Source organism: Streptomyces nigrescens (assembly GCF_027626975.1).
Classification (GTDB): domain Bacteria; phylum Actinomycetota; class Actinomycetes; order Streptomycetales; family Streptomycetaceae; genus Streptomyces; species Streptomyces nigrescens.
Map to the genome: position 1 here is coordinate 7,823,024 of NZ_CP114203.1, position 20,390 is coordinate 7,843,413.

Here is a 20,390-nt window from a genome sequence, read left to right on the forward strand (position 1 = left end):
CGCCGGAGCGAGGACACCATGATCACCGTACGCCGCCGGGGCCACCGCGCCACCGGCTACGCCCTCGCCGCGGCACTGTCTGCTGTGCTCCTCGCCGGGTGCGGAGGGCAGGACGCCGCGCCGCCCCAGTCGCTCCCCGCCGGGCAGCAGCCGGGTGGCGGCGGGCAGTCGTCGGACGGCGAGGCGCCGGGCGGTGAGGCGGCGGGTGGCGGGTCCGGGAGCCAGGCAGCCGCCAGCATGCCGAAGTCGGCTCCGCAGCGGCTCTCCATCCCGTCGCTCAATGTCTCCTCCTCGCTGGAGACGCTGGGACAGCAGAAGAACGGGACCATGCAGACCCCCCGGGACCCCGACAAGGCGGGCTGGTACCAGCCGGGGCCGACGCCCGGCTCCAAGGGACCGGCCGTGATCGCCGGCCATGTCTCCTGGAACGGCAAGCCGTCGGTGTTCCACAAGCTGACGTCGCTGAAGCGTGGTGACAGCATCGAGGTGGCCCGGCAGGACGGGAAGACGGCCAAGTTCACCGTCGACCGCATCGCCCAGTACCCGAAGAAGAAGTTCCCCACGCTCGAGGTGTACAAGAACCTCGATCACGCCGGTCTCCGCCTGATCACCTGCGGCGGTGACTACGACAAGGGCCAGCATTACTACCCCGACAACGTGGTGGTGTTCGCCAGCCTCACGGGCAGCGCGTAGACCGGACGCGCGCCTTCCGGCCGGCGGTCCGGCGCCCTCGCACGGGCGACCGGGCCGCTCGCCGGTGCCACCGGCCTGAGGACGAGCGGGGGAGCGGGGGAGCGGGGGAGCGCGACCAGGGTGCGGGGCGGACGGTGGCAGTGCGGCGGCAGGGGCGACCGGCTCGCGCCTCCGGGGCTCGGCATCCCGCCGTCCCCGGTCCGTCGGTGCCGGGGCGCCGGACCGCCCGCACACGTCGACCGCCATACTGCCTGCGATCTTTCTTCGCGCCCCGAAGGGAACTTCGCAACGTGTCCTCCACCGCCCCTCTCCCCGTCACGCGCACCCGCGTCGTCATCGTCGGCGCCGGTCCCGCCGGGCTCATCGTGGCGAATCTGCTGCGCACCGCCGGAGTCGACTGTGTGCTGCTGGAGGCGGAGAGCAGGGAGTTCATCGAGCAGCGGCCGCGCGCCGGGTTCCTGGAGGAGTGGGCGGTGCGCGCGCTGGACCGGCGCGGGCTGGCCGACGGGCTGCTCGAACGGGCGGGTACACAGGGCGAGTTCGAGTTCCGGTTCGACGGGGAGCGGCACACGGTACGGACGGCGGAGCTGTCGGGGCGCCACCACTTCGTCTATCCGCAGCCCCTGTTGGTCACCGACCTCATCGCCTCGTACGCGGACCGGGCGGAAGGCGAGGTCCGCTTCGGGGTACGGGAGGTGGCACTCCATGACATCGACAGCGCCCGGCCGGCGGTGTCGTACACCGATCCGGTGACCGGCGCCCGGCACCGGATCGAATGCGACTTCATCGCGGGCTGCGACGGCGCCCGCGGAGTGACCCGGGCGGCCGTCCCCACCGGCCGGGCGGCCGTCACCCGCCATGACCACGGCGTCGCCTGGCTCGCCCTCCTCGCCGAGGCACCGCCGTCCGCGGACGGGGTGGTCTTCGGCCTCCACGAGCGCGGATTCGGTGCCCAGATGGCCCGCAGTCCCCAGGTCACCCGCTATTACCTGCAGGTCGCGCCCGGGTCGGACGCAGAAGACTGGTCGCATACGCGGGTGTGGGACGAGCTGCACCGACGGCTGGCCGCCGACGGCGCCCCGCCGCTGACCGAAGGTCCAGTGATCGAGAAGGTGGTCCTGGACATGCACAACTACGTGGTCGAGCCGATGACCTTCGGCCGCCTCCACCTGGCGGGGGACGCGGCGCATCTGGTCGCACCGATCGCCGCGAAGGGCATGAACCTCGCGATCAATGACGCGCTGCTGCTCGGGGACGCGCTGATCGCGCACTACCGGGGCGACGACAGCGGGCTGGCCGGATATTCCGAGGCGTGTCTGCGGCGGGTCTGGCAGTACATGGAGTTCTCGCAGTGGCTGTCGGACGTGCTGCACGGCGCCTCGTCCGGTGACCGCTTCCAGGCGGGCACGGCCCGGGCGCGGCTGCGGAGGCTGCTGGGGTCCGAGTCCGCGGCGAAGGCGTTCGCCCGGCTGTACATGGGTGAGGAAGCCGATCTGTGAGGCCGTGCGGGACCGGGCGGGCGGCACTTCCGTGGGGTGATTCACAAACCGGGAGGGGGTGCGGCCCCGCAGGCCTGGGTACGCGGCCTCGTGATCGCCGGGCGAGATACCGTTGAGAAGTGGTAGAAATTCGGCGAAAAGCATCGCTGAGTCACTGAGGAAGGAGACGTATGTCATCGAAGCGCCGTCGTAAGAAGAAGGCCCGTCGCAAGAACGGTGCCAACCACGGCAAGCGGCCCCAGTCCTGAGCGAAGGCTGCGACCGACCTCGCCGATGGGGTTTCTGTGGGCTCCCCGTGTCCGTGCTTCCGCGGACGCGCGGAGCCCACAGCCGTAGGACGCCCCGGCTCACGCCTTCGTCAGCGCCTCGGCTATCCGCTGGGAGGCCTGTATCTGGGTGGCGTCGCGCCGCGTCGGGTTGAACGAGAAGACCGCGCGGCGCTGTTGGTCACGGGTGGCGACCATGGCCGAGCAATAGCCGTACCGCTCGCCGGTCTTGCCCCACAGGGTGATGCCGTTCATCGTGACGGTCTGCAGGCCCGCGGCATAGCGCGCCGGGCCGCCGTCCACCATCCGCACCTCATCCGGCGGCAGGGTGAACATCCGCTCCAGCTCATGGGGCGGCAGGAGTTCGCCCGAGAACAGGGCGGTCAGGAAGCGGTCCAGATCGCCGGTGTGGGAGATCATCTCGCCCCCTCCCCAGGCGGCCGACTGGTCGAACTCGGTGATGTCCAGCAAGGACCCGTCCGTCATCCTCATGTAGCCGTGCACATGCGGCCCGTGGATCCGTGGGTCGTTGCCGGGCACGCTGGTGTGCCGCAGGCCCAGCGGGCGCAGAATGCGACGGGCGATCACCTCGCCGTACCGGCGCCCTGTCAGCCGCTCGATCAGCAGCGCCAGAAGGATGTAATTGATGCTCCGGTACTCCTGTTTGGTGCCGGGAGTGAACTTCATGGGGCCGTGCGTCACCCGTGCCACGAGCTGTTCGGGCGTCCACCGGTCGTAGCGGTGCCGGGCGATCTCCTCCGGGGAGGTCGGGTCGTAGGGCGGGTCCTGCTCGTCGGGGAGCCCGCTGGTGTGGTTCAGCAGCTGTAACACCGTGATCGGCGGGAACTTCGACGGCAGCAGTCCGGGCAGCAGACGCTGGACCGGCAGCTCCGGTGACAGCCGGTGCTCGGCGGCGAGCTGCAGCACCACCGTCGCCACGAACACCTTGGTGATGCTGCCGATCCGGAAGGTGTCCCGCTCATGGACCCCGCGGCCGGTGGCCCGGTCGGCGACGCCCGCGTTGCCGTACCAATGCCCGGCCGAACCGGTCACCCGCAGCTGGGCCGCGGTCAGCTGCGGGTGCTCCAGATCGGAGAGGGCGGCACGCAGCGCGGGCACATTCAGCGGAGGGACGGGGGCGGGAGCGGGCGGGATCCGACGGGCCGGACCACCGCTCGACGGGGCCGGGGCCGGACGGGACGCGGCTCGGGCCGGACCCGCCGTCGCGGCGACCACCGCACCGGACAGGGCGGCCCCCACAACTGCCCTGCGGGACAAGGAAGAAAGGCTCATGTCGAACAGCTTTGCGTTCGCGCGCCGCGAGGTCGTCAGGGTCCTCCCTGACCCGCCCCTGAACCACCCCGCATGCGCCCCCGGATACGCACCCCGAGCCACGCCCCGGCCCACGCCCGACCCTCGCCCCGGCCCACGCCCACATCCGGCCCACGCCGCGGCGGCGTCCGAGTAGAGGGAGCCCGGACAGCGGTTTAGCGTGGAAGGGAGTTTCGCCTCCCAGGAGGGGCTGTTGCCATGTCGCTCGGCACGACGGACAAGGCCGCCGGGGGCCGGTTGTCGCAGTTTCTCGACAGCCCCGTCATCGGCATGTCGCCCTGGATCGCGATGTCGGTCATTGTCGGGCCGGGCCGCTTCGAGCTGGCGGTCGCCATAGCCCTGGCCCTCGCCGTGGCGCTCGTCATCGTCGGCCGCATACGCCGCCCCGGGAGCTCCTTCAAAATCCTTGAGATTGCCGATGTGGTGTTCTTCGCGGTGATGGCGGTCATCGGCATCTTCGCCTCCCCGGGCGCATACCGCTGGCTGGAGGATTATGCGGGGGAGGTCGCGAACATCGCACTGATGGCGATCGCCCTCGGGTCCATGGCGTGCCGGGTGCCGTTCACCCTGCAGTACGCCCGGGAACAGGTGCCTCGCGAGTACTGGAACGAGCCCAGATTTCTGCGGACCAATTACTACATCACGGGTGCATGGGGTGCCGCATTCGCGGTGGCGGCGATAGCGGGGGCGTACGGCGACCTCGTGCTGCACAATTCCAATAACCTGTGGACGGGCTGGATCATCCAAATCGGGGCCATCATCGCGGCCTTGCAGTTCACCGAGTGGTACCCGGACGTGGTGCGGGCGCGTTCGCTGCGCGAACGGAATCTTCCCGGCCCGCCCGAACCCCCGGTGAGCGACTTCCTCATCCCGCTGGCGGGCTATCTGACCCCGGTGGGCATCCTGGTGCTCGCCTTCGGCGCCGGGCCGGTGTGGCTGGGCGTGGTGCTGATCGTGCTCGGGGTGATGCTCGCCAAATCGCTGTCCCGCCCCAAAGAGGCAGAACCCGACGCCTCGGGGTAAGGGGTTGACGGCACCGGGTGCCAGGTGATCTAGAATCGGCGGATGATCTTTATCGTCGTCAAGTTTCCCGTGAAGCCCGAGTACGCCGAAGAGTGGCCGCAGCACGTCAAGCCCTTCACCGACGCGACCCGCGCCGAGCCCGGCAACCTGTGGTTCGAATGGTCCCGCAGCATCGAGGACCCGAACACCTATGTCCTGGTCGAGGCATTCAAGGACGACGCCGCCGAAGCGCATGTGAATTCCGACCACTTCCGCGCCGGGATCGAGCAGATGCGCCCGCTGCTGCGCCGCACCCCCGACATTGTGAGCACCACCATCGAGGGTGCGGACGGCTGGAGCGCGATGGGTGAGATCACCATCGACTGAGATCGACTGAGATGGGCGAGATCACCTCGGCTGAAGGGCGCCGGAGCACCGGCTGAAGGGCCGAAGCGGGCCCGCCGAGGCCCGCCGGACCCGCTATGCCTCCTTCACCAAGTGGCTGATGAACCAGTCCCGGGCGAGGTCGGCGACCTGTTGCAGGGCGCCGTGCTCCTCGAAGAGATGGGTGGCGCCGGGAATGATGTCGAGGCGGGTGGTGCAGCGCAGCGCCGCCTCGGCCTCCCGGTTGAGGTCGATGACCAGGCTGTCGTTGCCGCCCACGATGAGCAGTGTCGGCGCCCGTACCCCCGGGAGCAGCGGTCCGGCGAGGTCGGGCCGGCCGCCGCGGGAGACCACCGCTCCGACGTCCGCGCCGGGAGAGGCGGCGGCCCAGAGCGCCGCCGCTGCACCGGTGCTCGCGCCGAAGTAGCCGACCGGTACGGCGGTGCGGTCGCGCAGCCAGCCGGTGGCGTCCGTCAGCCGCTCCGCAAGGGTGGCGATGTCGAAGACGTTCGCCCGGTGGGCTTCCTCGGCCGGGGTGAGCAGATCGAAGAGCAGGGTGCCCAGGCCCGCCTCGTTCAAGGCCGTGGCGACCAGCCGGTTGCGCGGGCTGTGGCGGCTGCTGCCCGAGCCGTGCGCGAACATCACCACCGCCCGGGCGCCCGCCGGCAGCTTGAGGTCCCCGGTCAGCCGGACCCCGGCGGCGTCGATCGCCACCTCCTCCTCGACGTCCTCGACCTCCTCGTCCGCCGCGGCCTCCGCGTCCGGCGCGGAGCCCTCCGGACCGGGCCCGGCCGCGGCCTGCGCCAGCAGCGAGACGACTTCGTCGTCGGGGGTCTGGGAGAAGTCCTGGTACCACTCGCCGACGGCGGAGAAGGCGAACGGGGTGGAAAGACAGACGAATTCATCGGTCGCGCCGCGCAGCCGCTCGGCCGCGTCCGGGGGCGCCACGGGTACGGCGAGCACCACCCGGGCCGCGCCGTGAGCGCGTACCACCTGGCAGGCGGCCGCCGCGGTGGCGCCGGTGGCGATCCCGTCGTCCACGACGATCGCCGTCCGGCCTTCGAGGGAGAGCCGCGGCCGCCCGGCACGGAAACGCTCCGCCTGACGGGCGAGTTCCGCGGCCTCGGCATGCTCCACGGAGGCCAGATCCGCCTGTTCGAGCCGGCCCCGGCGGACGATGTCGTCGCTGATCACCCGCACGCCGCCCTCACCGATGGCGCCGAATCCCAGCTCGCGCTGGTAGGGGACCCCCAGTTTGCGGACCACGATCACATCGAGCGGCGCGTGGAGCGCCCGCGCCACTTGGAAGGCCACCGGGACCCCGCCACGGGGCAGGCCCAGCACGACGGGATCTTCCCCCTCCAGGTGCCGTAGCGCTTCGGCGAGGCGGTGCCCCGCATCCGCGCGGTCAGTGAACAGCACAGTGTGCACCCCCTAGCCAGGGGAGACGGAAGCTGCGTTCACACCTCACTTCGAAATAACCCCATTCATCGTGACTTCGCAAGTCGGGCGCGGGCGGGGCCCGGCCGTCCGCCCGGCCACCGCCGACCGTGGTTACCGTCGGCGTATGAAGGGAATCGGAGCGGTCCTGATCGATATCGACGGTGTCCTCACCGTGTCCTGGAAGGCGCTGCCCGGCGCGGTCACGGCCATGGAGCGGCTGCGCGCGGCCGGGCTCCCGCTGCTGCTGGTCACCAACACCACCTCGCGGACCCGCGCCGTGGTCGCCGGGCGGCTGGCCCGGGAAGGTTTCCCCGTCGGCGTCGACGACATTCTGACCGCACCCGCCGCCACCGCCGCCTACCTGCGCGAACACCATCCGGACGCACGCTGTCTGCTGATCAACAGCGGTGAGGTCCGGGCGGATCTGGAGGGGGTGGAGGTCATCGGGGAAGGGACCGGCGAGGCGGGCCCAGGGGCGCCGGACGTGGTGGTTTTCGGCGGTGCGGGCGAGGAATTCAGCTACCCGGCCCTCAACACCGCCTTTCGCCATCTGCAGCGCGGCGCCCGGCTGGTCGCCATGCACCGCAATCTCTACTGGCGTACGGCGGACGGGCTCGACCTCGACACCGGGGCCTTTCTGCCGGGCCTGGAACGGGCCGCCGGGGTCGAGGCGACGGTCACCGGGAAACCGGCCGGGGCATTCTTCGCCACCGCCCTGGCACAGCTAGGCGCCCCGGCGTCGGAAACGCTGATGGTGGGCGACGACATCGAGTCGGATGTGCTGGCGGCGCAGCGCTACGGCCTCACCGGGGTGCTCGTCAAGACCGGCAAATACCTGCCGGAAACCCACCGCGCGGCCACCGGTACCCCGGACCATGTCCTCGACTCCTTCGCCGAGCTGCCCGCCCTGCTCGGTCTGCCCGGTGCGCAGGAGCCGCCCGCCTCGTGAGCCGACGCCCTCGGCACGGTTCCGCGGGGATCACCCCGCGGCGGCGGCCCCGGCGCGCCGGTAGTGGAGCAGGACGACGCCGTTGCCGAAGGTCCGGGTCCCGGCGAGTTCCAGGGGCGTCCTGGTGTCCGCCGTCCGGAACAGGGGCTTGCCCCGGCCGATGAGGACCGGGTGGACGAAGAGGCGGTACTCGTCGATCAGATCGTGCCGCCGGAAGGCCTCGGCGAGGTTGGGGCCGCCCAGCACCAGATCGCCGCCGGGCTGCGCCTTGAGCGCCATGATCTCCTCGGGGACGACGTCCCGCACGAGGGTGGAGTGGTAGCCGCCGGCGTCGTCCAGGGTCCGGGAGAACACGTATTTGGGCATGTCCCGCCAGATCCCGGCGAATTCGGCCATGGGGCCGGCATTGGCGGGGTCGGCGTCGGCGGTGGGCCAGAATCCGGCCATCAGCTCATGGGTGACCCGTCCGGTCAGGAAGGCGCCCATCGGCCGGAGCCAGTCGTTGAAGTACTGGTGCAGCTCGTCATCGACCAGGTGCCAGTCGATCTCGTGGTCCGGGCCCTCGAAGAAGCCGTCAACGGACACCGACAACGGCAGAATGATCTTTCTCATCGCGGACCTCACCGAAGTCATCGGGCCGGCCGGCACCGGCCGGAGGGCCCCAGTGTGCCCGGCGGACGCGGCGGCGGCCGGTACGCGCCCGTACGGCGCGCCGGGCGCCGGCCGCCGGTCAGGGCGGGTCGGTGAGCAGCGCCGCGATCTCCTCCGCCGTCCAGTGGCCCTCGGCTCCCGGGCAGCCGGCGAGATAGCCGGCGGCCCGGCGGGCGCTCCATCCGTGGGAGGCGACGATGCCGGCCCCGATATGCCGGAGGTAGGCCGCGGCAGGAGGGTTCACGGCGATGTCCTTGCTGCTCCACGGGGCGGTGAAGGTCAGCACCGGGTAGCCGTCCAGCAGCCCGGCACACACCAGCGTCTCGTACCGGCCGGGGCCGAGCCGGGACCGGCCGCGGGTGACGGCCTCCGTCAGATCGAGGTCCTCGCCGGGCTCCCGGTACATCTCCTGAGCGGCGATATCGGAGAACTGGGAGAGCGTCAGAAGGTAGCCCCGGACCGGCAGTTCGCCGCTTCCGGGCAGGTCGTCCGGCGGGGCGTCGGGGTCGTAGAAGGCCCTGCCGCCGGTCCACACCTGCGATTCGGTGGCGAAGTAGAGCAGTCCCGGCAGCATGATCGGTGCCGTACGGGCGGGGGCGCGCGGGTCCCGGCAGCCCGGGTAGCTGCGCAGTCCGCCGGGCGGCCGGCCGCCGGCCAGGTAGGCGGTGAGCCGGTCGAGATGCATGTTGGAGCCGTAGGCGGCGTACCACAGGTGGCGTACGGGGGTGCGGCGCCGGACGGCGTCGGGGGCGTCGTCCAGGGCTTTGAGGCGTCGGGGCGGCCTGATCACGCCCTCACGCTACGCGGACCGGTCCGCCCGACGCGGCGCCCGACGGGGACACGGCCGTGCCGAGCGGGCGGCCGTGCGAGGCGACGACGTACGGGCGCTGACGCACAGACGATGACGTACGGACGATGGCGTACGGGCGTGACATACCGACGAGCGGCGAGGTCAACCTGGCTTGATCGTTACCACCCAGGGTTTTGCCGCGGAGGGTCTGGAGATGCGCACTGCACGGACAGGACCGGTCCGTACGACAACCGGTGTCCGGCCGGCGGCCGGATGCCGGGGGACGGAGGCAGTGTGGTGGACAAGATGCCAGGGCGAACCGACGCGGAGATACGCAGGACCGGGGCGGCGGGCGGCCGCCCCGCGAGGGTGCCGCACACGAGCCGGCGTCAGCTGCTCGCGGCCTCGACAGCGGCCGGGCTCGGACTGCTCACGGCCTGCGCGGGCACGTCCTCGCGTGCCGACTCCGCGTCCAGGGCCTCACCACCCGGCGGGCCGGGGTCGTCCTCCCCTTCGGGCCCGTCCGGCTCCGCGCCCTCGGGCCCGACGAAGCGACGCCGTCCCGAACTCCCGCGTGGGGGACGGGAACTGTTCCCGCGGTACCGGCTGGTCGGGTTCTGTGGACTGCCCGGCGCCGCGGCGCTCGGCCGGCTCGGGACCGGCGACCCCAAGCGGCGGGCCGCCGAGGCGGAGAAGGTGGCGCACTCCTACGCCGCGGGGCGGGAACCGCTGCCGGCGCTCGAACTCCTGGCGACGGTCGCCAACTCCTCAGCAGGACCGGACGGCATGTACCGCTCACGGACGCCCGACGCCACCATCCGCCGCTTCCACCGGGTGGCGCGCGACCGCCGCGGGCTGCTGCTGCTGAACATCCAGCCGGGCCGTGCCAGGGTGCTCGACGAGGTCAAGGCGCTGCGTGACTGGCTCGTCCACCCGGACGTGGGGATCGCCCTCGACCCGGAATGGGAGATGGGGCGCGGCGAGGTGCCGGGCGACACCTACGGGCACACCGACGGCCATGAGCTGACCGAGGTCGCCCGCTATCTGTCCGGGCTGGTCGAGGCGCACGATCTGCCGCAGAAGCCGCTGGTCTTCCACCAGGTCGCCACGTCGGTCGTGAGCAAGCAGTCGGCGCTGCGCCCCCAGCCCGGTGTGGCGCTGATCAAGAGCGCCGACGGCATCGGCTCGCCCGGCCTGAAGCGCGGAACCTGGCACAAGCTGGTCGACGACCTGCCCGACGGCCTGCACACCGGTTTCAAGCTCTTCTACGAGGAGGACGCCGAGGGCAGTCGCCTCATGACGCCGAAGGAGGTGCTGGCCCTCCGGCCGCAGCCGGAGTATGTGATGTACGAGTGAGCCGCCCGGAACGCTTGCGTTCCTGACGGCTCAGGCGCTGGGGCGGGGCAGCGGTCCGCCGCGCGACGGACACCGGTCTGCCCGCAGGTGCGGCGGCCGGTGATCCGTCGTCAGTACGCGTGCCTGTCCGGCCGGTTGGTCCACGCCGCATAGGCACTGGCGCCCAACTCGGGGTAGATCTGTGCGATCTTGATCCGTCGCTCGTCGAGCGGCCGCTGGAAGTCCTCGTACTGGAACGTGTCGTCGAAGCCGATCCGCGCGGTGTCCGCCAGGTCGCAGCTGTAGTACACCGCGTCTATCCGGGACCAGTAGATGGCGCTCATGCACATCGGGCAGGGGGCACCGCTGATGTAGATCGAGCAGCCCTGGAGCATACGGGCGCGCTCCGCCACCGGGTCCGGTGACCCTTCGGGCCGGGGGACGTACTCCAGCGTGCTCTCGTTCTGATGCTCCACGGCGATGGTCGGAGCCTCAGGGTTGAGGACCTGGATGGCTTTGCTGATGGTCTCCATCTCGGCGTGGGCGGTGGGGTCGCCGGTCAGCAGAACGCGGTTCTGCCCACGGGCGAGGATGTCCCCGTTGCGGGTGATCACCGCGCCGAACGGGCCGCCCCAGCCGTTCTCCACGGATTCCGTGGCCAGCCGTACGGCCTCTGCGAGGAGTTCTTTGTCTTCCATCACGGACTCTCCGATCGGCATCGATTCCTCTGCGGAACGGACTGAAATAAATGCCCAATTTGCCCCGTAATTCCCTTATGTACTAGGCTACTCGATGTGAGTGCCCGTGCAAGCCGTGATTCCACGGCCCTCAACGCCACCGTCGTGACCTCGCAGAAGGTGCGCGAAGGCCGGGCCGACGAGTACCAGCGCTGGCAGGACAGGACGAATGCGGCGGCCCGCGAATTCGAGGGTTTTGTGGGTGCCGAGGTTTATCCGCCCGGCGCCGGTGAGGCCAACGAATGGGTGGCCGTTTTCCGCTTTTCCGCCATGGATTACTTGACCGCATGGCTGAATTCGGACCGGCGGCAGGAGTTGCTGGACGAGGCCCACGAACTCTTCGAGGGTCCGCCGACGCAGGAGGTGCTCCAGGGCGGCAGTCCCGCCCAGCCGGCCCCCCAGGTGGTCACGGCCGTGATCTCCCACGAGGTGAAGCCGGGCTGTGAAGAGGGCTTTCTCAACTGGCAGGAGAAAACGCTCGGGGAGCAGGAGAAGGCACCGGGCTTTATGGGCTCCGAGCTGTTCGCGCCGGTGGCGGGCGTCCAGGAGAACTGGGTTGTCGTCTTCCGGTTCGAGTCGCGTGAGTACCTCGACAACTGGCTCGGCTCCGACGTGCGCAAGAAGCTGTTGGAGGAGGGGAGCAGATATTTCACCTCCTACGACGTGCGCAAGGTTGGTTCGTCGTTCAGCGGCTGGTTCCGCTTCGATCACGGAGAGGACCGGAGCGCGCCGCCCAACTGGAAACAGGCGATGACCGTTCTGCTGGCGCTCTATCCGACGGTGATGGTGCTCAACCTGACCGTGGGATACGGACTGGAGAAACTCGAAATCCGGGAGTACATCGGCCTGTTCCTCTCCAATGTGCTGAGCGTCAGCGCGCTGACCTGGCTGCTGATGCCCACGGTGAACCGGGTGTTCGCCTTCTGGCTGGTGCCCGCCCGGGTCCGCACCCGTCGGGCGCAGGTGCTGGGCATCGCGCTGGTGGTGTTCTGCTATCTGGTGTTCATCGGCGTCTTCGGCATGATCACCGGCCAGATCTGGTGAGGAGGGCCCGATGCGCCCACGGGGAGCGGCAGTTGCGGCGGACATCGAGGGCACGCTGATCCGGCGGGGCGATCCCGGATACGAGGACGCCCGGACCGGCGCGGTGTGGAACGAGGTCACGCCCCGGCGCTTCCCCGACGTCCTCGTGCGGGCCGCCACGGAAGCGGATGTGGTGCACGCCCTCACCTGGGCCCGCGCCCAGGGCCTGCGGGTCTCGCTGCGCTCCGGCGGGCACAACTGGTCCGGTGCACCACTGCGCGACGGGGGCCTGCTGCTCGACCTCTCCGGACTCCGGCAGTGCGCCATCACGCCCGCGCACGGCAGCGAGCCGCCGACCGCCACGGTGGGGCCCGCCGCCACCGGTCAGGACCTGGTCGCGGCCCTCACCCCGCAGGACCTGGCCTTCCCCGTCGGCCACTGCCCCACCGTGGCGGTCGGCGGTTTCCTGCTCAGCGGCGGCCTCGGCTGGAACTCCCGTGCATGGGGGGCGTCCTGTGCCGACGTGCGGGAGATCCGGGCCGTCACCGCCGACGGGCGGACGGTCATCTGCAGCGACACCGAGTACCCCGAACTCTTCTGGGCCGCCCGGGGCGCCGGACCGGGTTTCTGCGCGGCCGTCACCGGATTCCGCCTCGCCCTGCACCCCCACCCCGCCTCGATCATGGCGACCGGCCTCACCTTCCCGCTGGACGAGGTCAGCCGGGTGACGGAGTGGGCGGAGCCGCTCGCCCGCCGCCTCCCGCCGTACGTCGAAACCGCCTTCGTCCTCGCGTCCTCCGGACCGCCGACCGAAAGTGCTCCGCGGGGACCCCGGATCACGGTCGCCGCCACCGCGTTCGCCGCGACGGAACGGGAGGCCCGGCAGGCGCTGGAGCCGTTCGCCGACTGCCCCTTCGGTGCCTGCGCCGTCACCCGGCAGCCGCCCGCTCCGGTGTCCTTCGCCGCCCTGCACGAGGGCGCGGCGGCGATCTGGCCCCCCGCACACCGGTATGCGGCGGACAACCTCTGGTCGCCGGAGAGCCACGCCACCCAGCTGACCCGGATCGCCGACGCGGTCGCCCACGCCCCCTCCGGGAAGTCCCTGGTGCTCTCGCCCGTACAGCCGGTCTCCCAGGAACCCGCACTGCTGCGGAACATGGCCTTCGCCCCGCTCGGCGAGTCCTACCTCGTGTGTTACGCGATCTGGGACGACCCGGCCGGGGACCAGGACAATGCGCGCTGGCTGCGGGACGCCATGGCCGCCGCGGACCCGCGGGGCGACGGCTGCCGCTACATCGCCGAGACGGACCTGGAGGCCGGCCCCGCACGGGCCCGGCGCTCCTACGCCCCCGCCACCTGGGACCGCCTCCAGGAGATCAAGGCGCAGTGGGACCCGGAAAACCTCTTCCATTCCTACCTCGCCCCGTGACGGGGCGGCCGGGGCGCAGGTTTGCCGCCCGGGCAAGCGGGGACGGCGCCGCGGGGGCACCATGGCCCTATGCTGCTGGCGCATCTCGCACAGGTGTCGGCCGACGTCGCCGCGACCTCGGCGCGTTCGCGGAAGATCGCGCTGCTGGCCGGGCTGTTCCGGGCCGCGGCGCCCGAGGACGTCCCCGTGGTCATCCCGTATCTCGCCGGACGGCTGCCCCAGGGGCGGATCGGGATCGGCTGGAGCGTGCTGCGCGAGCCGGTGCCGGCCGCGGACCGCGCCACGCTGACCGTACGTGAGGTGGATACCGCGCTGACCGGCCTGGCGCGGGTCTCCGGGTCCGGGGCGCAGGCCGGGCGGCGTGCACGCGTCCGGGAGCTGCTGGCCGCGGCGACGGCGGAGGAGCAGCGCTTCCTGACCGGTCTGCTCACCGGCGAGGTGCGGCAGGGCGCGCTGGACGCCATCGCGGCCGAAGGGCTCGCTGCCGCGACCGAGGTGCCCGCGGCGGACGTCCGGCGGGCCGTGATGCTGGCGGGATCGCTGCCGGACGTGGCGCGGGCGCTGCTCGCCGAGGGGCCGCCGGCGCTCGCGGAGTTCCGGCTCACCGTCGGCCGGCCCGTCGGACCGATGCTGGCGCACAGCGCCAAGTCGGTGGCCGAGGCCGTCGACCGGCTCGGCGCCTGTGCGGTGGAGGAGAAGCTCGACGGCATCCGGGTCCAGGTGCACCGCGACGGCCCGGACGTCCGGATCCACACCCGCACCCTGGACGAGGTCACCGACCGGCTCCCCGAGATCACCGCGGTCGCCCGGGACCTGCCCGCCACCCGCTTCATCCTCGACGGCGAGGTGATCGGCCTGGACGGCGCGGGCCGGCCCCTGCCGTTCCAGCGGATCGCGGGACGGTTCGGCTCGCGGGTGGACGTCTCCGCGGCGCGGGCCGCGCTGCCGCTGTCCCCGGTCTTCTTCGACGTGCTGTCGGTCGACGGCCGCGACCTGCTGGAACTCCCCGGCGAGCAGCGGCATACGGAGCTGGCCCGGCTGGTTCCCGAACCGTTGCGGGTGCGCCGCCAGGTGGTCGGCGACCCGGCCGACGCCGCCGCCCGCGCGGCCGCGGAGGAATTCTGGGCCGAGACCCTGCGCCGGGGGCACGAGGGCGTCGTGGTCAAGGCGCTGGACGCTCCCTACAGCGCGGGCCGCCGCGGCGCCGCCTGGCTGAAGGTCAAACCCGTGCACACCCTGGACCTGGTGGTGCTGGCCGCGGAGTGGGGGCACGGCCGGCGCACCGGGAAGCTGTCCAACCTCCACCTCGGGGCGCGGGCACCGGACGGCGGCTTCGTCATGCTGGGCAAGACCTTCAAGGGGCTCACCGACGCCACCCTCGGCTGGCAGACCGAGCGGCTGCGGGAACTCGCGGTGGCGGACAACGGCCATGTCGTGACGGTGCGTCCGGAACTCGTCGTCGAGATCGCCTACGACGGGCTGCAGACCTCCTCGCGCTACCCGGCGGGCGTGACCCTGCGCTTCGCGCGGGTGGTGCGCTACCGGGAGGACAAGACGGCGGCCGAGGCGGACACCGTCGAGACGGTGCTCTCCGCGCACGACGGCGGGGCGTCGTAACCGCCATGGCCGGGAAACGCAGTGCCGGACTGCTGCTGTACCGGGGCACGGCGAGCGGTGTCGAGGTGCTCCTGGCGCACATGGGCGGGCCGTTGTGGGAGCGGCGGGAGGCGGGGGCGTGGTCGGTGCCCAAGGGCGAGTACGTACCACCGGAGGAAGCCTGGGACGCGGCCCGGCGGGAGTTCGAGGAGGAGCTGGGCATCCCGCCTCCCGAAGGGCGCTGTCTCCCGCTGGGCGAGGCCCGCCAGTCGGGCGGCAAGGTGGTGACGGTCTGGGCCGTCGAGAGCGATCTCGATCCGGAGCGGGTGGTGCCCGGCACCTTCGAGATGGAGTGGCCGCGCGGGTCCGGGGTGGTCGGCACCTTCCCGGAGATCGACCGGGTGGCCTGGTGGGGCCCGGAGGAGGCGCGAGCGCGGCTGGTGACGGGCCAGCGGGTGTTCCTGGAGCGGCTGGCGGACCGGCTCGCGACCGGGGGCTGACCGCGGGCGCCTCGCACTCCCCGGCTTCACCACCCCGCGGGCGGCACGCCACAACTCACCCTGGACACCTCCGTTCCACACCCGGCAGTCTGGCGGCGGGGCCGTCCGACCAGGTCCCGAACGGGGGGCCCTGGCGACAGGGTCATGAGCATGCCGCGGGGGCCGCATGTTGCGCATTCACTTCGAAGACCGGGACATCGCGCGGGTACAGATAGCCGACGCACCCGATCCACTGTGGGAAACGGTGCTCGCCCTGCACCATGTCGCACCGGCGGCGCGCGGGGTACCGGTGTACGGCGCCTGGCGCGCCCGGGCCCGCCGCGAACTGGACGCCCGGGGACTGACCCGCGCCGCCCGGCTGATCAGCGCACTGGCCCCGGCCGATGCCCGCTACTTCCCGGACTTCCTCACCCCCGACGCGGCCCGCGACGGGCTGGCCGCCGGGCTGGCGGCGCTGCGGGAGACCTCCCCGGTCCGGCTGACCGCGGAATCCGCCCGGGCCGCGCTGCCCGACCGGCTCCCGCGCTGGGCCGCCGCGCTGGCCGCCGGGAGCCGGGAGCCGCTCGACGAACTGGCCCGCGCGCTGGAGGAGGTGCACCGCGCGGTGATAGCCCCCGACTGGACGGAGGCGGCCGCCACGGTCGACTCCGACCGCGGCGCCCGCGCCCGCGCCCTCTGCCGGGGCGGTGTCGACGGCATGCTCAACAGCCTCCGCCCCGCGCTCCGTTGGGAGCCGCCGGTGCTGTACGTCGACTATCCCCAGGACCGCGATCTGCGGCTGGGCGGGCGTGGGCTGCGGCTGATCCCCTCCCACTTCTGCTGGCGCAGACCCATCGCCCTCGCCGACCCCGGTCTGCCGCCGGTCCTGGTCTACCCCGTGGAACACTCCACGGCGTGGGCACCGGCCACCACCCGCAGCTGTCATCCGCAGGCGCTGTCCGCCCTCCTCGGCCGCACCAGGGCACGTATCCTCGCCGCGCTCGACGCACCGGCCACCACGGGTGAACTGGCCCGCCGCTTACGGGTCTCCGCCCCGTCGGCCAGCGAGCACGTGAGCGCCCTGCGCGAGGCCAACCTGGCCCGCAGCCGGCGCGACGGCGGCTCGGTCATCCACGCCCTCACCCCGCTGGGCACGGCGCTGCTGCACGGTGAACTTGCCCCCGTCCGCCTGCCGAATTGAGAGGTGCCGGGGCGGCGCGCGCCGCTCAAGGGGGGCTGACGGGTGCCCAGAGCCGGCCGGCGTCGCCCGCGGCCATGCTGCCCCGGTACTTCTCGATCTTGTGGTCGATCATCTTCAGGTTCTCCTGCGTCTCCGCCAGCTTGGCCAGGACGTCGGCGCGGTGGGCTTCCATGAGGGCGAGCCGTTCCGCCTCGTTGCCCGGTCCGGCGGCGACCAGTTCGGCGTACCGGTGGATGCCCCTGATGGGCATGCCGGTGGCGCGCAGCTTGGTGCAGATGACGATCCACTTGAGGTCGAGCTCGTGGTACCGGCGGCGCCCGCCGCTCGTACGGTCGACCGGGCTGACGACCAGGCCGGCACGCTCGTAGTACCGGAGCGTGTGGGCGCTCACCCCGGTGCGGCGGGCCGCCTCGGCGATGGTTACGCCTTCCGCGGGCACCGTCCCGGTGCGCGCCTTCGGTTCGGTGGCACCCGATGCTGAGTGCTGCTTGATTTCGAGCACGCTCTAAATCCTAGCGTCGGACCATGAGTTCACCCGTGCTTTCCCCCGCCGCGGCTGCCGGACTGAGCCCGCGCCGCAAATCCCTGGTGCTCGCGATCTGCTGCGTGAGCATCGTGGTCGTGGTGATGGACATCTCCATCGTCAATGTCGCGCTTCCCAGCATGGGCCGCGACCTGCACGCCTCCGAATCCGGCCGCCAGTGGGCTGTCGACGCCTACACCCTGGTGCTGGCCGCGTTCCTCGTCCTGGCCGGAGCCACCGCCGACCGGGTCGGCCGGCGGCGGGTCTTCCAGGCCGGTCTCGCGGCCTTCGGCCTCGGGTCGGTGCTGTGCGGACTGGCGCCGGACATCGGCTGGCTGATCGCGGCGCGTGCCCTGCAAGCAGTCGGCGGGACCATGCTCAACCCGGTGGCCATGGCGATCGTCGCGACCACGTTCACCGGTGCCGCCGAACGGGCACGGGCCATCGGGGTCTTCGCCTCGATGTCCGGACTGGCGCTGGCGCTGGGACCGGTCCTCGGCGGTGGGCTGGTCGACGCCCTCGGCTGGCGGTCGGTCTTCTGGATCAACGTCCCGATCGTGGCCGTGGCGATCGTGTGCGCCGCGCTGTTCGTACCCGAGTCCCGTGCCGAACGGGCCCGCCGGTTCGACCCCGTCGGGCAGGTACTGATGGTCCTGGTCCTGGGCTGCGTCGTCTACGCGATCATCGAGTCCAGCGCGCTCGGCTGGACCTCGCCGGTCATCATCGGGCTGCTCGCCGTCGCCGCGCTCGGCGTGGCGGGCCTTCTCGGATATGAACCGCGCCGCGCCGACCCGCTCCTGGAACTGCGCCTCTTCCGCAGTGTGCCGTTCAGCTCCGCGATCGTGATGGCGCTGTTCGCCCTGTGCGGCTTCGGCGCGTTCCTGTTCGTGACCACCCAGTACCTTCAGGACGTGCGCGGCCTGTCCCCGGTGGCGGCCGGGCTGTGCCTGCTCCCGGTCGGGCTGCCGGTCCTGGTGGTGGCGCCGCTCACCGGGCGCGCGGTCGGCGCGCGCGGTCCCCTGATACCGCTGGTGGTGGCAGGGATGGCGCTGGCCCTCGGCGGCGGCATGTCGCTAGGGCTCGGCCCGGAGACCCCCCTGCCGGCCGTGCTGGCGGTACACCTGGTGTTCGGTGTCTTCCTCGGCGCGGTCAACCCGCCGATCACCAACGCGGCGATCTCCGGGATGCCCCGCTCGATGGCCGGGCTGGCCGGCTCGCTGGCCTCCACCGGTCGCCAGACCGGCACCACACTGGGCGTCGCGATCTCCGGGACCCTCATCGGCCCGCAGATCGCCCAGGGCGGAACGGCGTTCACGGGCGCGGCGCATCGTGTGTGGTGGATGCTCGTCGTACTCGGCGCGGGCATCATCGTCCTCGCTGTGATCAGCTCCAGCCGGTGGGCACGCGCCACGGCCGAACGCGCGGGCACACGGGCCGATCCCCATCCGTGAGGCGGGAGTTGCGCGGGGCGGCGCGGGTGGGGACACCCCGCTACTGGCGGGCCAGGGAGCGGGTGATGCCCGTCGCGATCGTCGTGGCCAGCGTCCAGCCCGTGACGACCAGCAGATACGAGAGCCACTGGTACCAGCCCCGTGGTGCGAAGGCCCCCTCCTGTCCGAAGCCGATGATCGGCATCAGCAGATCGAGGGTGTAGAAGAAGGGGTTGAAGTCGGGGGCCTCGTCGGTCTTCAGCGGGCGCGGAGGGTGCAGGGCGAAGGCGAGGGCGCCGGTGAGCAACAGGGCCAGCAGCCAGCCGGCGGCTCGCATGGGACGGAAGCCGTAGCCGACCGTGGCGTCCTGAAGGTGACCCCAGACCTTGGCGTACCAGGGCAGGGTGCGGCGGTGGCGGCGGAGTTTGGCCAGCTGGACGGTGCGTGCGGCGGCTTCGTCCCCGGCCGTGCGGTATGCGCCGGCGAGCTGCTCGTACGAGTACGACACATAGCCCGCGCGTTCGCGCTCCAGCACCGGGAGCCGTTCCTCGGCGGGAAGGTGCGGGAGCAGCGAGCCGTAGGTGAGCCGGTCGAGCTTGACCTCGTCCGGCCAGACCTCCGGCGGGACGTACAGGACGTCGAACTGGGCGCGGCGCAGATTGACCGTGCCCACCACGGGCTTCGCCTCGCGCAGCCACATCTCGCCCGCGACGCAGCTGCTGACGCGTAACGCGACCCCGCCCGGGTTGGCGAGGGCGGCATAGGCGAGGTTGAGCTGGCCACCGATCCGGGCACCGCGCAGGTCGACCCGGCCGTGGGCCCGCAGCCGCATCGCGTGCACGTCGGTGCCGACGCCGAGGGTCTCGGCCTCCAGCGCGTGACCGCCGGGGGCGTTGAGCCGCGCGTCGTCGAGCGTGACCTGTCCGCCGATGGTGGCGCCGTTCAGCCGGATCCGGCCGTGGGTGACCAGGCCGGGAGCCCAGAGGTCGGTGCTGATGTCGGCGTGGTTCAGCTGGAGAACGGGTTCCTCGGGCGGCTCCGTGGCGGCCGGATCGCCGAAGTGGGCCCCGTTCGCGAAGACCGCGCCGGATATCCGCGCCCCGGCCAGCCGCACCGGCCCCTTGACACGGCAACAGGTGAGGCGCAGCACTCCGTCGACATGGAGGTGTCCGGCCGTGAGCCCCGGCAGGACCGAGTCGTTCAGCGCCAGGATGCGCAGCGTCGCGCCGTACAGATCGGGGGTCTCCTCGAAGTAGCAGGACCGCAGCCGCACCGGGTGCTCGACCCTGCCGTACTTGAGGTTCAGCTCCCCGGTGATGCGGGCGCCCCACAGCTTCAGCCCCGCTACCTCGCCGTCCCGTGACGGCCCGTTGAGCAGCAGTACCCGGAGCACCGCGGCGCGCACGGTCCGCTCGGGGCCCCAGCCGGCGCCGGTGGCGGCGTCCTCGTCGGCGTTCTCCCGGAAGTCGACGCCCTCGCCGAGGGGGAACGCCTGCCAGACACGGCGTTCCGCTGGGGTCAGCTCGGTGATCTCCACCGGCCGGATGCTGTCGCGCGGGTGTACGAGCTGTCAACCAAGAGCTGTGCGGCGGGCCTTGCTTTCCCTGCGCCTCCATGGAGTCGGCCCG

20 protein-coding genes are annotated in these 20,390 nt (G+C 71.9%); 13 read left to right on the forward strand and 7 right to left on the reverse strand.

What is annotated here, in order from left to right; genetic code table 11:
- Positions 1 to 18: 18 nt before the first annotated feature.
- From STRNI_RS34730 to STRNI_RS41715, 3 genes are all read left to right on the forward strand, one after another.
- A complete protein-coding gene (locus tag STRNI_RS34730) occupies positions 19 to 693 on the forward strand; it encodes a class F sortase (RefSeq protein WP_093638828.1) in 675 nt (224 codons plus the stop codon).
- A gap of 290 nt (positions 694 to 983) precedes the next feature.
- Entirely contained in the window at positions 984 to 2,192 is a 1,209-nt protein-coding gene (locus STRNI_RS34735) for a 4-hydroxybenzoate 3-monooxygenase (RefSeq protein WP_148593201.1), read from the forward strand.
- Positions 2,193 to 2,362: 170 nt separating this feature from the next.
- Entirely contained in the window at positions 2,363 to 2,440 is a 78-nt protein-coding gene (locus STRNI_RS41715) for a 50S ribosomal protein bL37 (RefSeq protein WP_370454205.1), read from the forward strand.
- A gap of 99 nt (positions 2,441 to 2,539) precedes the next feature.
- On the opposite strand, the gene STRNI_RS34740 is transcribed toward STRNI_RS41715, so the two are convergent.
- Complete coding sequence (locus STRNI_RS34740; protein WP_159489553.1) at positions 2,540 to 3,751, reverse strand: serine hydrolase domain-containing protein; 1,212 nt, start codon at positions 3,749 to 3,751, stop codon at positions 2,540 to 2,542.
- A gap of 237 nt (positions 3,752 to 3,988) precedes the next feature.
- Here STRNI_RS34740 and STRNI_RS34745 point away from each other — a divergent pair, with 237 nt between their 5' ends.
- Positions 3,989 to 4,813, forward strand: coding sequence for a hypothetical protein (locus tag STRNI_RS34745; protein ID WP_018090785.1), 825 nt, complete (start codon positions 3,989 to 3,991; stop codon positions 4,811 to 4,813).
- A gap of 42 nt (positions 4,814 to 4,855) precedes the next feature.
- Positions 4,856 to 5,179 carry a putative quinol monooxygenase gene (locus STRNI_RS34750; protein WP_018090784.1) on the forward strand — a complete coding sequence of 108 codons (324 nt, stop codon included), beginning with the start codon at positions 4,856 to 4,858 and terminating at the stop codon, positions 5,177 to 5,179.
- Positions 5,180 to 5,272: 93 nt separating this feature from the next.
- On the opposite strand, the gene STRNI_RS34755 is transcribed toward STRNI_RS34750, so the two are convergent.
- Positions 5,273 to 6,598, reverse strand: coding sequence for a phosphoribosyltransferase family protein (locus STRNI_RS34755; RefSeq protein WP_266441250.1), 1,326 nt, complete (start codon positions 6,596 to 6,598; stop codon positions 5,273 to 5,275).
- A gap of 145 nt (positions 6,599 to 6,743) precedes the next feature.
- Here STRNI_RS34755 and STRNI_RS34760 point away from each other — a divergent pair, with 145 nt between their 5' ends.
- On the forward strand, positions 6,744 to 7,568 hold the full coding sequence (locus tag STRNI_RS34760; protein ID WP_277412620.1) for an HAD-IIA family hydrolase: 825 nt from the start codon (positions 6,744 to 6,746) through the stop codon (positions 7,566 to 7,568).
- Positions 7,569 to 7,598: 30 nt separating this feature from the next.
- On the opposite strand, the gene STRNI_RS34765 is transcribed toward STRNI_RS34760, so the two are convergent.
- Together STRNI_RS34765 and STRNI_RS34770 are read right to left on the reverse strand one after the other, a co-directional pair.
- Positions 7,599 to 8,180: a dihydrofolate reductase family protein gene (locus tag STRNI_RS34765; protein ID WP_159489545.1), complete on the reverse strand. Its 582-nt coding sequence runs from the start codon at positions 8,178 to 8,180 to the stop codon at positions 7,599 to 7,601.
- A 118-nt stretch (positions 8,181 to 8,298) separates the two neighbouring features.
- Positions 8,299 to 9,009, reverse strand: coding sequence for a histone deacetylase (locus tag STRNI_RS34770; protein ID WP_277412621.1), 711 nt, complete (start codon positions 9,007 to 9,009; stop codon positions 8,299 to 8,301).
- A 306-nt stretch (positions 9,010 to 9,315) separates the two neighbouring features.
- Between STRNI_RS34770 and STRNI_RS34775 the strand changes: the two genes are divergently transcribed.
- Positions 9,316 to 10,365, forward strand: a complete 1,050-nt coding sequence (locus STRNI_RS34775) for a hypothetical protein (protein WP_277412622.1) — start codon at positions 9,316 to 9,318, stop codon at positions 10,363 to 10,365.
- 110 nt (positions 10,366 to 10,475) lie between these two features.
- Here STRNI_RS34775 and STRNI_RS34780 read toward each other — a convergent pair whose 3' ends face one another.
- Positions 10,476 to 11,042, reverse strand: coding sequence for a nucleoside deaminase (locus STRNI_RS34780; RefSeq protein ID WP_026169823.1), 567 nt, complete (start codon positions 11,040 to 11,042; stop codon positions 10,476 to 10,478).
- Between the two features lie 96 nt (positions 11,043 to 11,138).
- On the opposite strand from STRNI_RS34780, the gene STRNI_RS34785 reads away from it, so the two are divergent.
- The 5 genes from STRNI_RS34785 to STRNI_RS34805 all read left to right on the forward strand — a co-directional run bounded on the left by STRNI_RS34785 (position 11,139) and on the right by STRNI_RS34805 (position 16,809).
- Positions 11,139 to 12,125, forward strand: coding sequence for an antibiotic biosynthesis monooxygenase (locus tag STRNI_RS34785; RefSeq protein WP_229838297.1), 987 nt, complete (start codon positions 11,139 to 11,141; stop codon positions 12,123 to 12,125).
- A gap of 10 nt (positions 12,126 to 12,135) precedes the next feature.
- Positions 12,136 to 13,533: an FAD-binding oxidoreductase gene (locus STRNI_RS34790; RefSeq protein ID WP_277412623.1), complete on the forward strand. Its 1,398-nt coding sequence runs from the start codon at positions 12,136 to 12,138 to the stop codon at positions 13,531 to 13,533.
- A gap of 69 nt (positions 13,534 to 13,602) precedes the next feature.
- Positions 13,603 to 15,150, forward strand: a complete 1,548-nt coding sequence (locus STRNI_RS34795; protein ID WP_277412624.1) for an ATP-dependent DNA ligase — start codon at positions 13,603 to 13,605, stop codon at positions 15,148 to 15,150.
- A gap of 5 nt (positions 15,151 to 15,155) precedes the next feature.
- Positions 15,156 to 15,629 (forward strand): NUDIX hydrolase, encoded by a 474-nt coding sequence (locus STRNI_RS34800; protein ID WP_274734170.1) that lies wholly within the window; start codon positions 15,156 to 15,158, stop codon positions 15,627 to 15,629.
- Positions 15,630 to 15,795: 166 nt separating this feature from the next.
- Positions 15,796 to 16,809 (forward strand): winged helix-turn-helix domain-containing protein, encoded by a 1,014-nt coding sequence (locus STRNI_RS34805; protein ID WP_277412625.1) that lies wholly within the window; start codon positions 15,796 to 15,798, stop codon positions 16,807 to 16,809.
- Positions 16,810 to 16,834: 25 nt separating this feature from the next.
- Here STRNI_RS34805 and STRNI_RS34810 read toward each other — a convergent pair whose 3' ends face one another.
- The gene (locus STRNI_RS34810; protein ID WP_277412626.1) at positions 16,835 to 17,311 is read right to left on the reverse strand and encodes a MerR family transcriptional regulator; all 477 of its coding nucleotides are present in this window, start codon (positions 17,309 to 17,311) and stop codon (positions 16,835 to 16,837) included.
- 23 nt (positions 17,312 to 17,334) lie between these two features.
- Between STRNI_RS34810 and STRNI_RS34815 the strand changes: the two genes are divergently transcribed.
- The gene (locus STRNI_RS34815) at positions 17,335 to 18,783 is read left to right on the forward strand and encodes a DHA2 family efflux MFS transporter permease subunit (protein WP_277412627.1); all 1,449 of its coding nucleotides are present in this window, start codon (positions 17,335 to 17,337) and stop codon (positions 18,781 to 18,783) included.
- Between the two features lie 40 nt (positions 18,784 to 18,823).
- Here the strand turns inward: STRNI_RS34815 and STRNI_RS34820 are convergent, their stop codons facing one another.
- Positions 18,824 to 20,299 carry a membrane-associated oxidoreductase gene (locus STRNI_RS34820; RefSeq protein ID WP_277412628.1) on the reverse strand — a complete coding sequence of 492 codons (1,476 nt, stop codon included), beginning with the start codon at positions 20,297 to 20,299 and terminating at the stop codon, positions 18,824 to 18,826.
- Between the last annotated feature and the right edge of the window lie 91 nt (positions 20,300 to 20,390).

What these genes read in the sequence shown, in the direction of transcription:
- STRNI_RS34795 (WP_277412624.1), top strand. Translation starts at nt 13,603, where the DNA reads ATGCTGCTGGCGCATCTCGCACAGGTGTCGGCCGACGTCGCCGCGACC.
- STRNI_RS34750 (WP_018090784.1), top strand. Translation starts at nt 4,856, where the DNA reads ATGATCTTTATCGTCGTCAAGTTTCCCGTGAAGCCCGAGTACGCCGAA.
- STRNI_RS34765 (WP_159489545.1), bottom strand. Translation starts at nt 8,180, where the DNA reads ATGAGAAAGATCATTCTGCCGTTGTCGGTGTCCGTTGACGGCTTCTTC.
- STRNI_RS34790 (WP_277412623.1), top strand. Translation starts at nt 12,136, where the DNA reads ATGCGCCCACGGGGAGCGGCAGTTGCGGCGGACATCGAGGGCACGCTG.
- STRNI_RS41715 (WP_370454205.1), top strand. Translation starts at nt 2,363, where the DNA reads ATGTCATCGAAGCGCCGTCGTAAGAAGAAGGCCCGTCGCAAGAACGGT.
- STRNI_RS34780 (WP_026169823.1), bottom strand. Translation starts at nt 11,042, where the DNA reads ATGGAAGACAAAGAACTCCTCGCAGAGGCCGTACGGCTGGCCACGGAA.
- STRNI_RS34740 (WP_159489553.1), bottom strand. Translation starts at nt 3,751, where the DNA reads ATGAGCCTTTCTTCCTTGTCCCGCAGGGCAGTTGTGGGGGCCGCCCTG.
- STRNI_RS34815 (WP_277412627.1), top strand. Translation starts at nt 17,335, where the DNA reads ATGAGTTCACCCGTGCTTTCCCCCGCCGCGGCTGCCGGACTGAGCCCG.
- STRNI_RS34805 (WP_277412625.1), top strand. Translation starts at nt 15,796, where the DNA reads ATGTTGCGCATTCACTTCGAAGACCGGGACATCGCGCGGGTACAGATA.
- STRNI_RS34745 (WP_018090785.1), top strand. Translation starts at nt 3,989, where the DNA reads ATGTCGCTCGGCACGACGGACAAGGCCGCCGGGGGCCGGTTGTCGCAG.
- STRNI_RS34730 (WP_093638828.1), top strand. Translation starts at nt 19, where the DNA reads ATGATCACCGTACGCCGCCGGGGCCACCGCGCCACCGGCTACGCCCTC.
- STRNI_RS34775 (WP_277412622.1), top strand. Translation starts at nt 9,316, where the DNA reads ATGCCAGGGCGAACCGACGCGGAGATACGCAGGACCGGGGCGGCGGGC.
- STRNI_RS34760 (WP_277412620.1), top strand. Translation starts at nt 6,744, where the DNA reads ATGAAGGGAATCGGAGCGGTCCTGATCGATATCGACGGTGTCCTCACC.
- STRNI_RS34800 (WP_274734170.1), top strand. Translation starts at nt 15,156, where the DNA reads ATGGCCGGGAAACGCAGTGCCGGACTGCTGCTGTACCGGGGCACGGCG.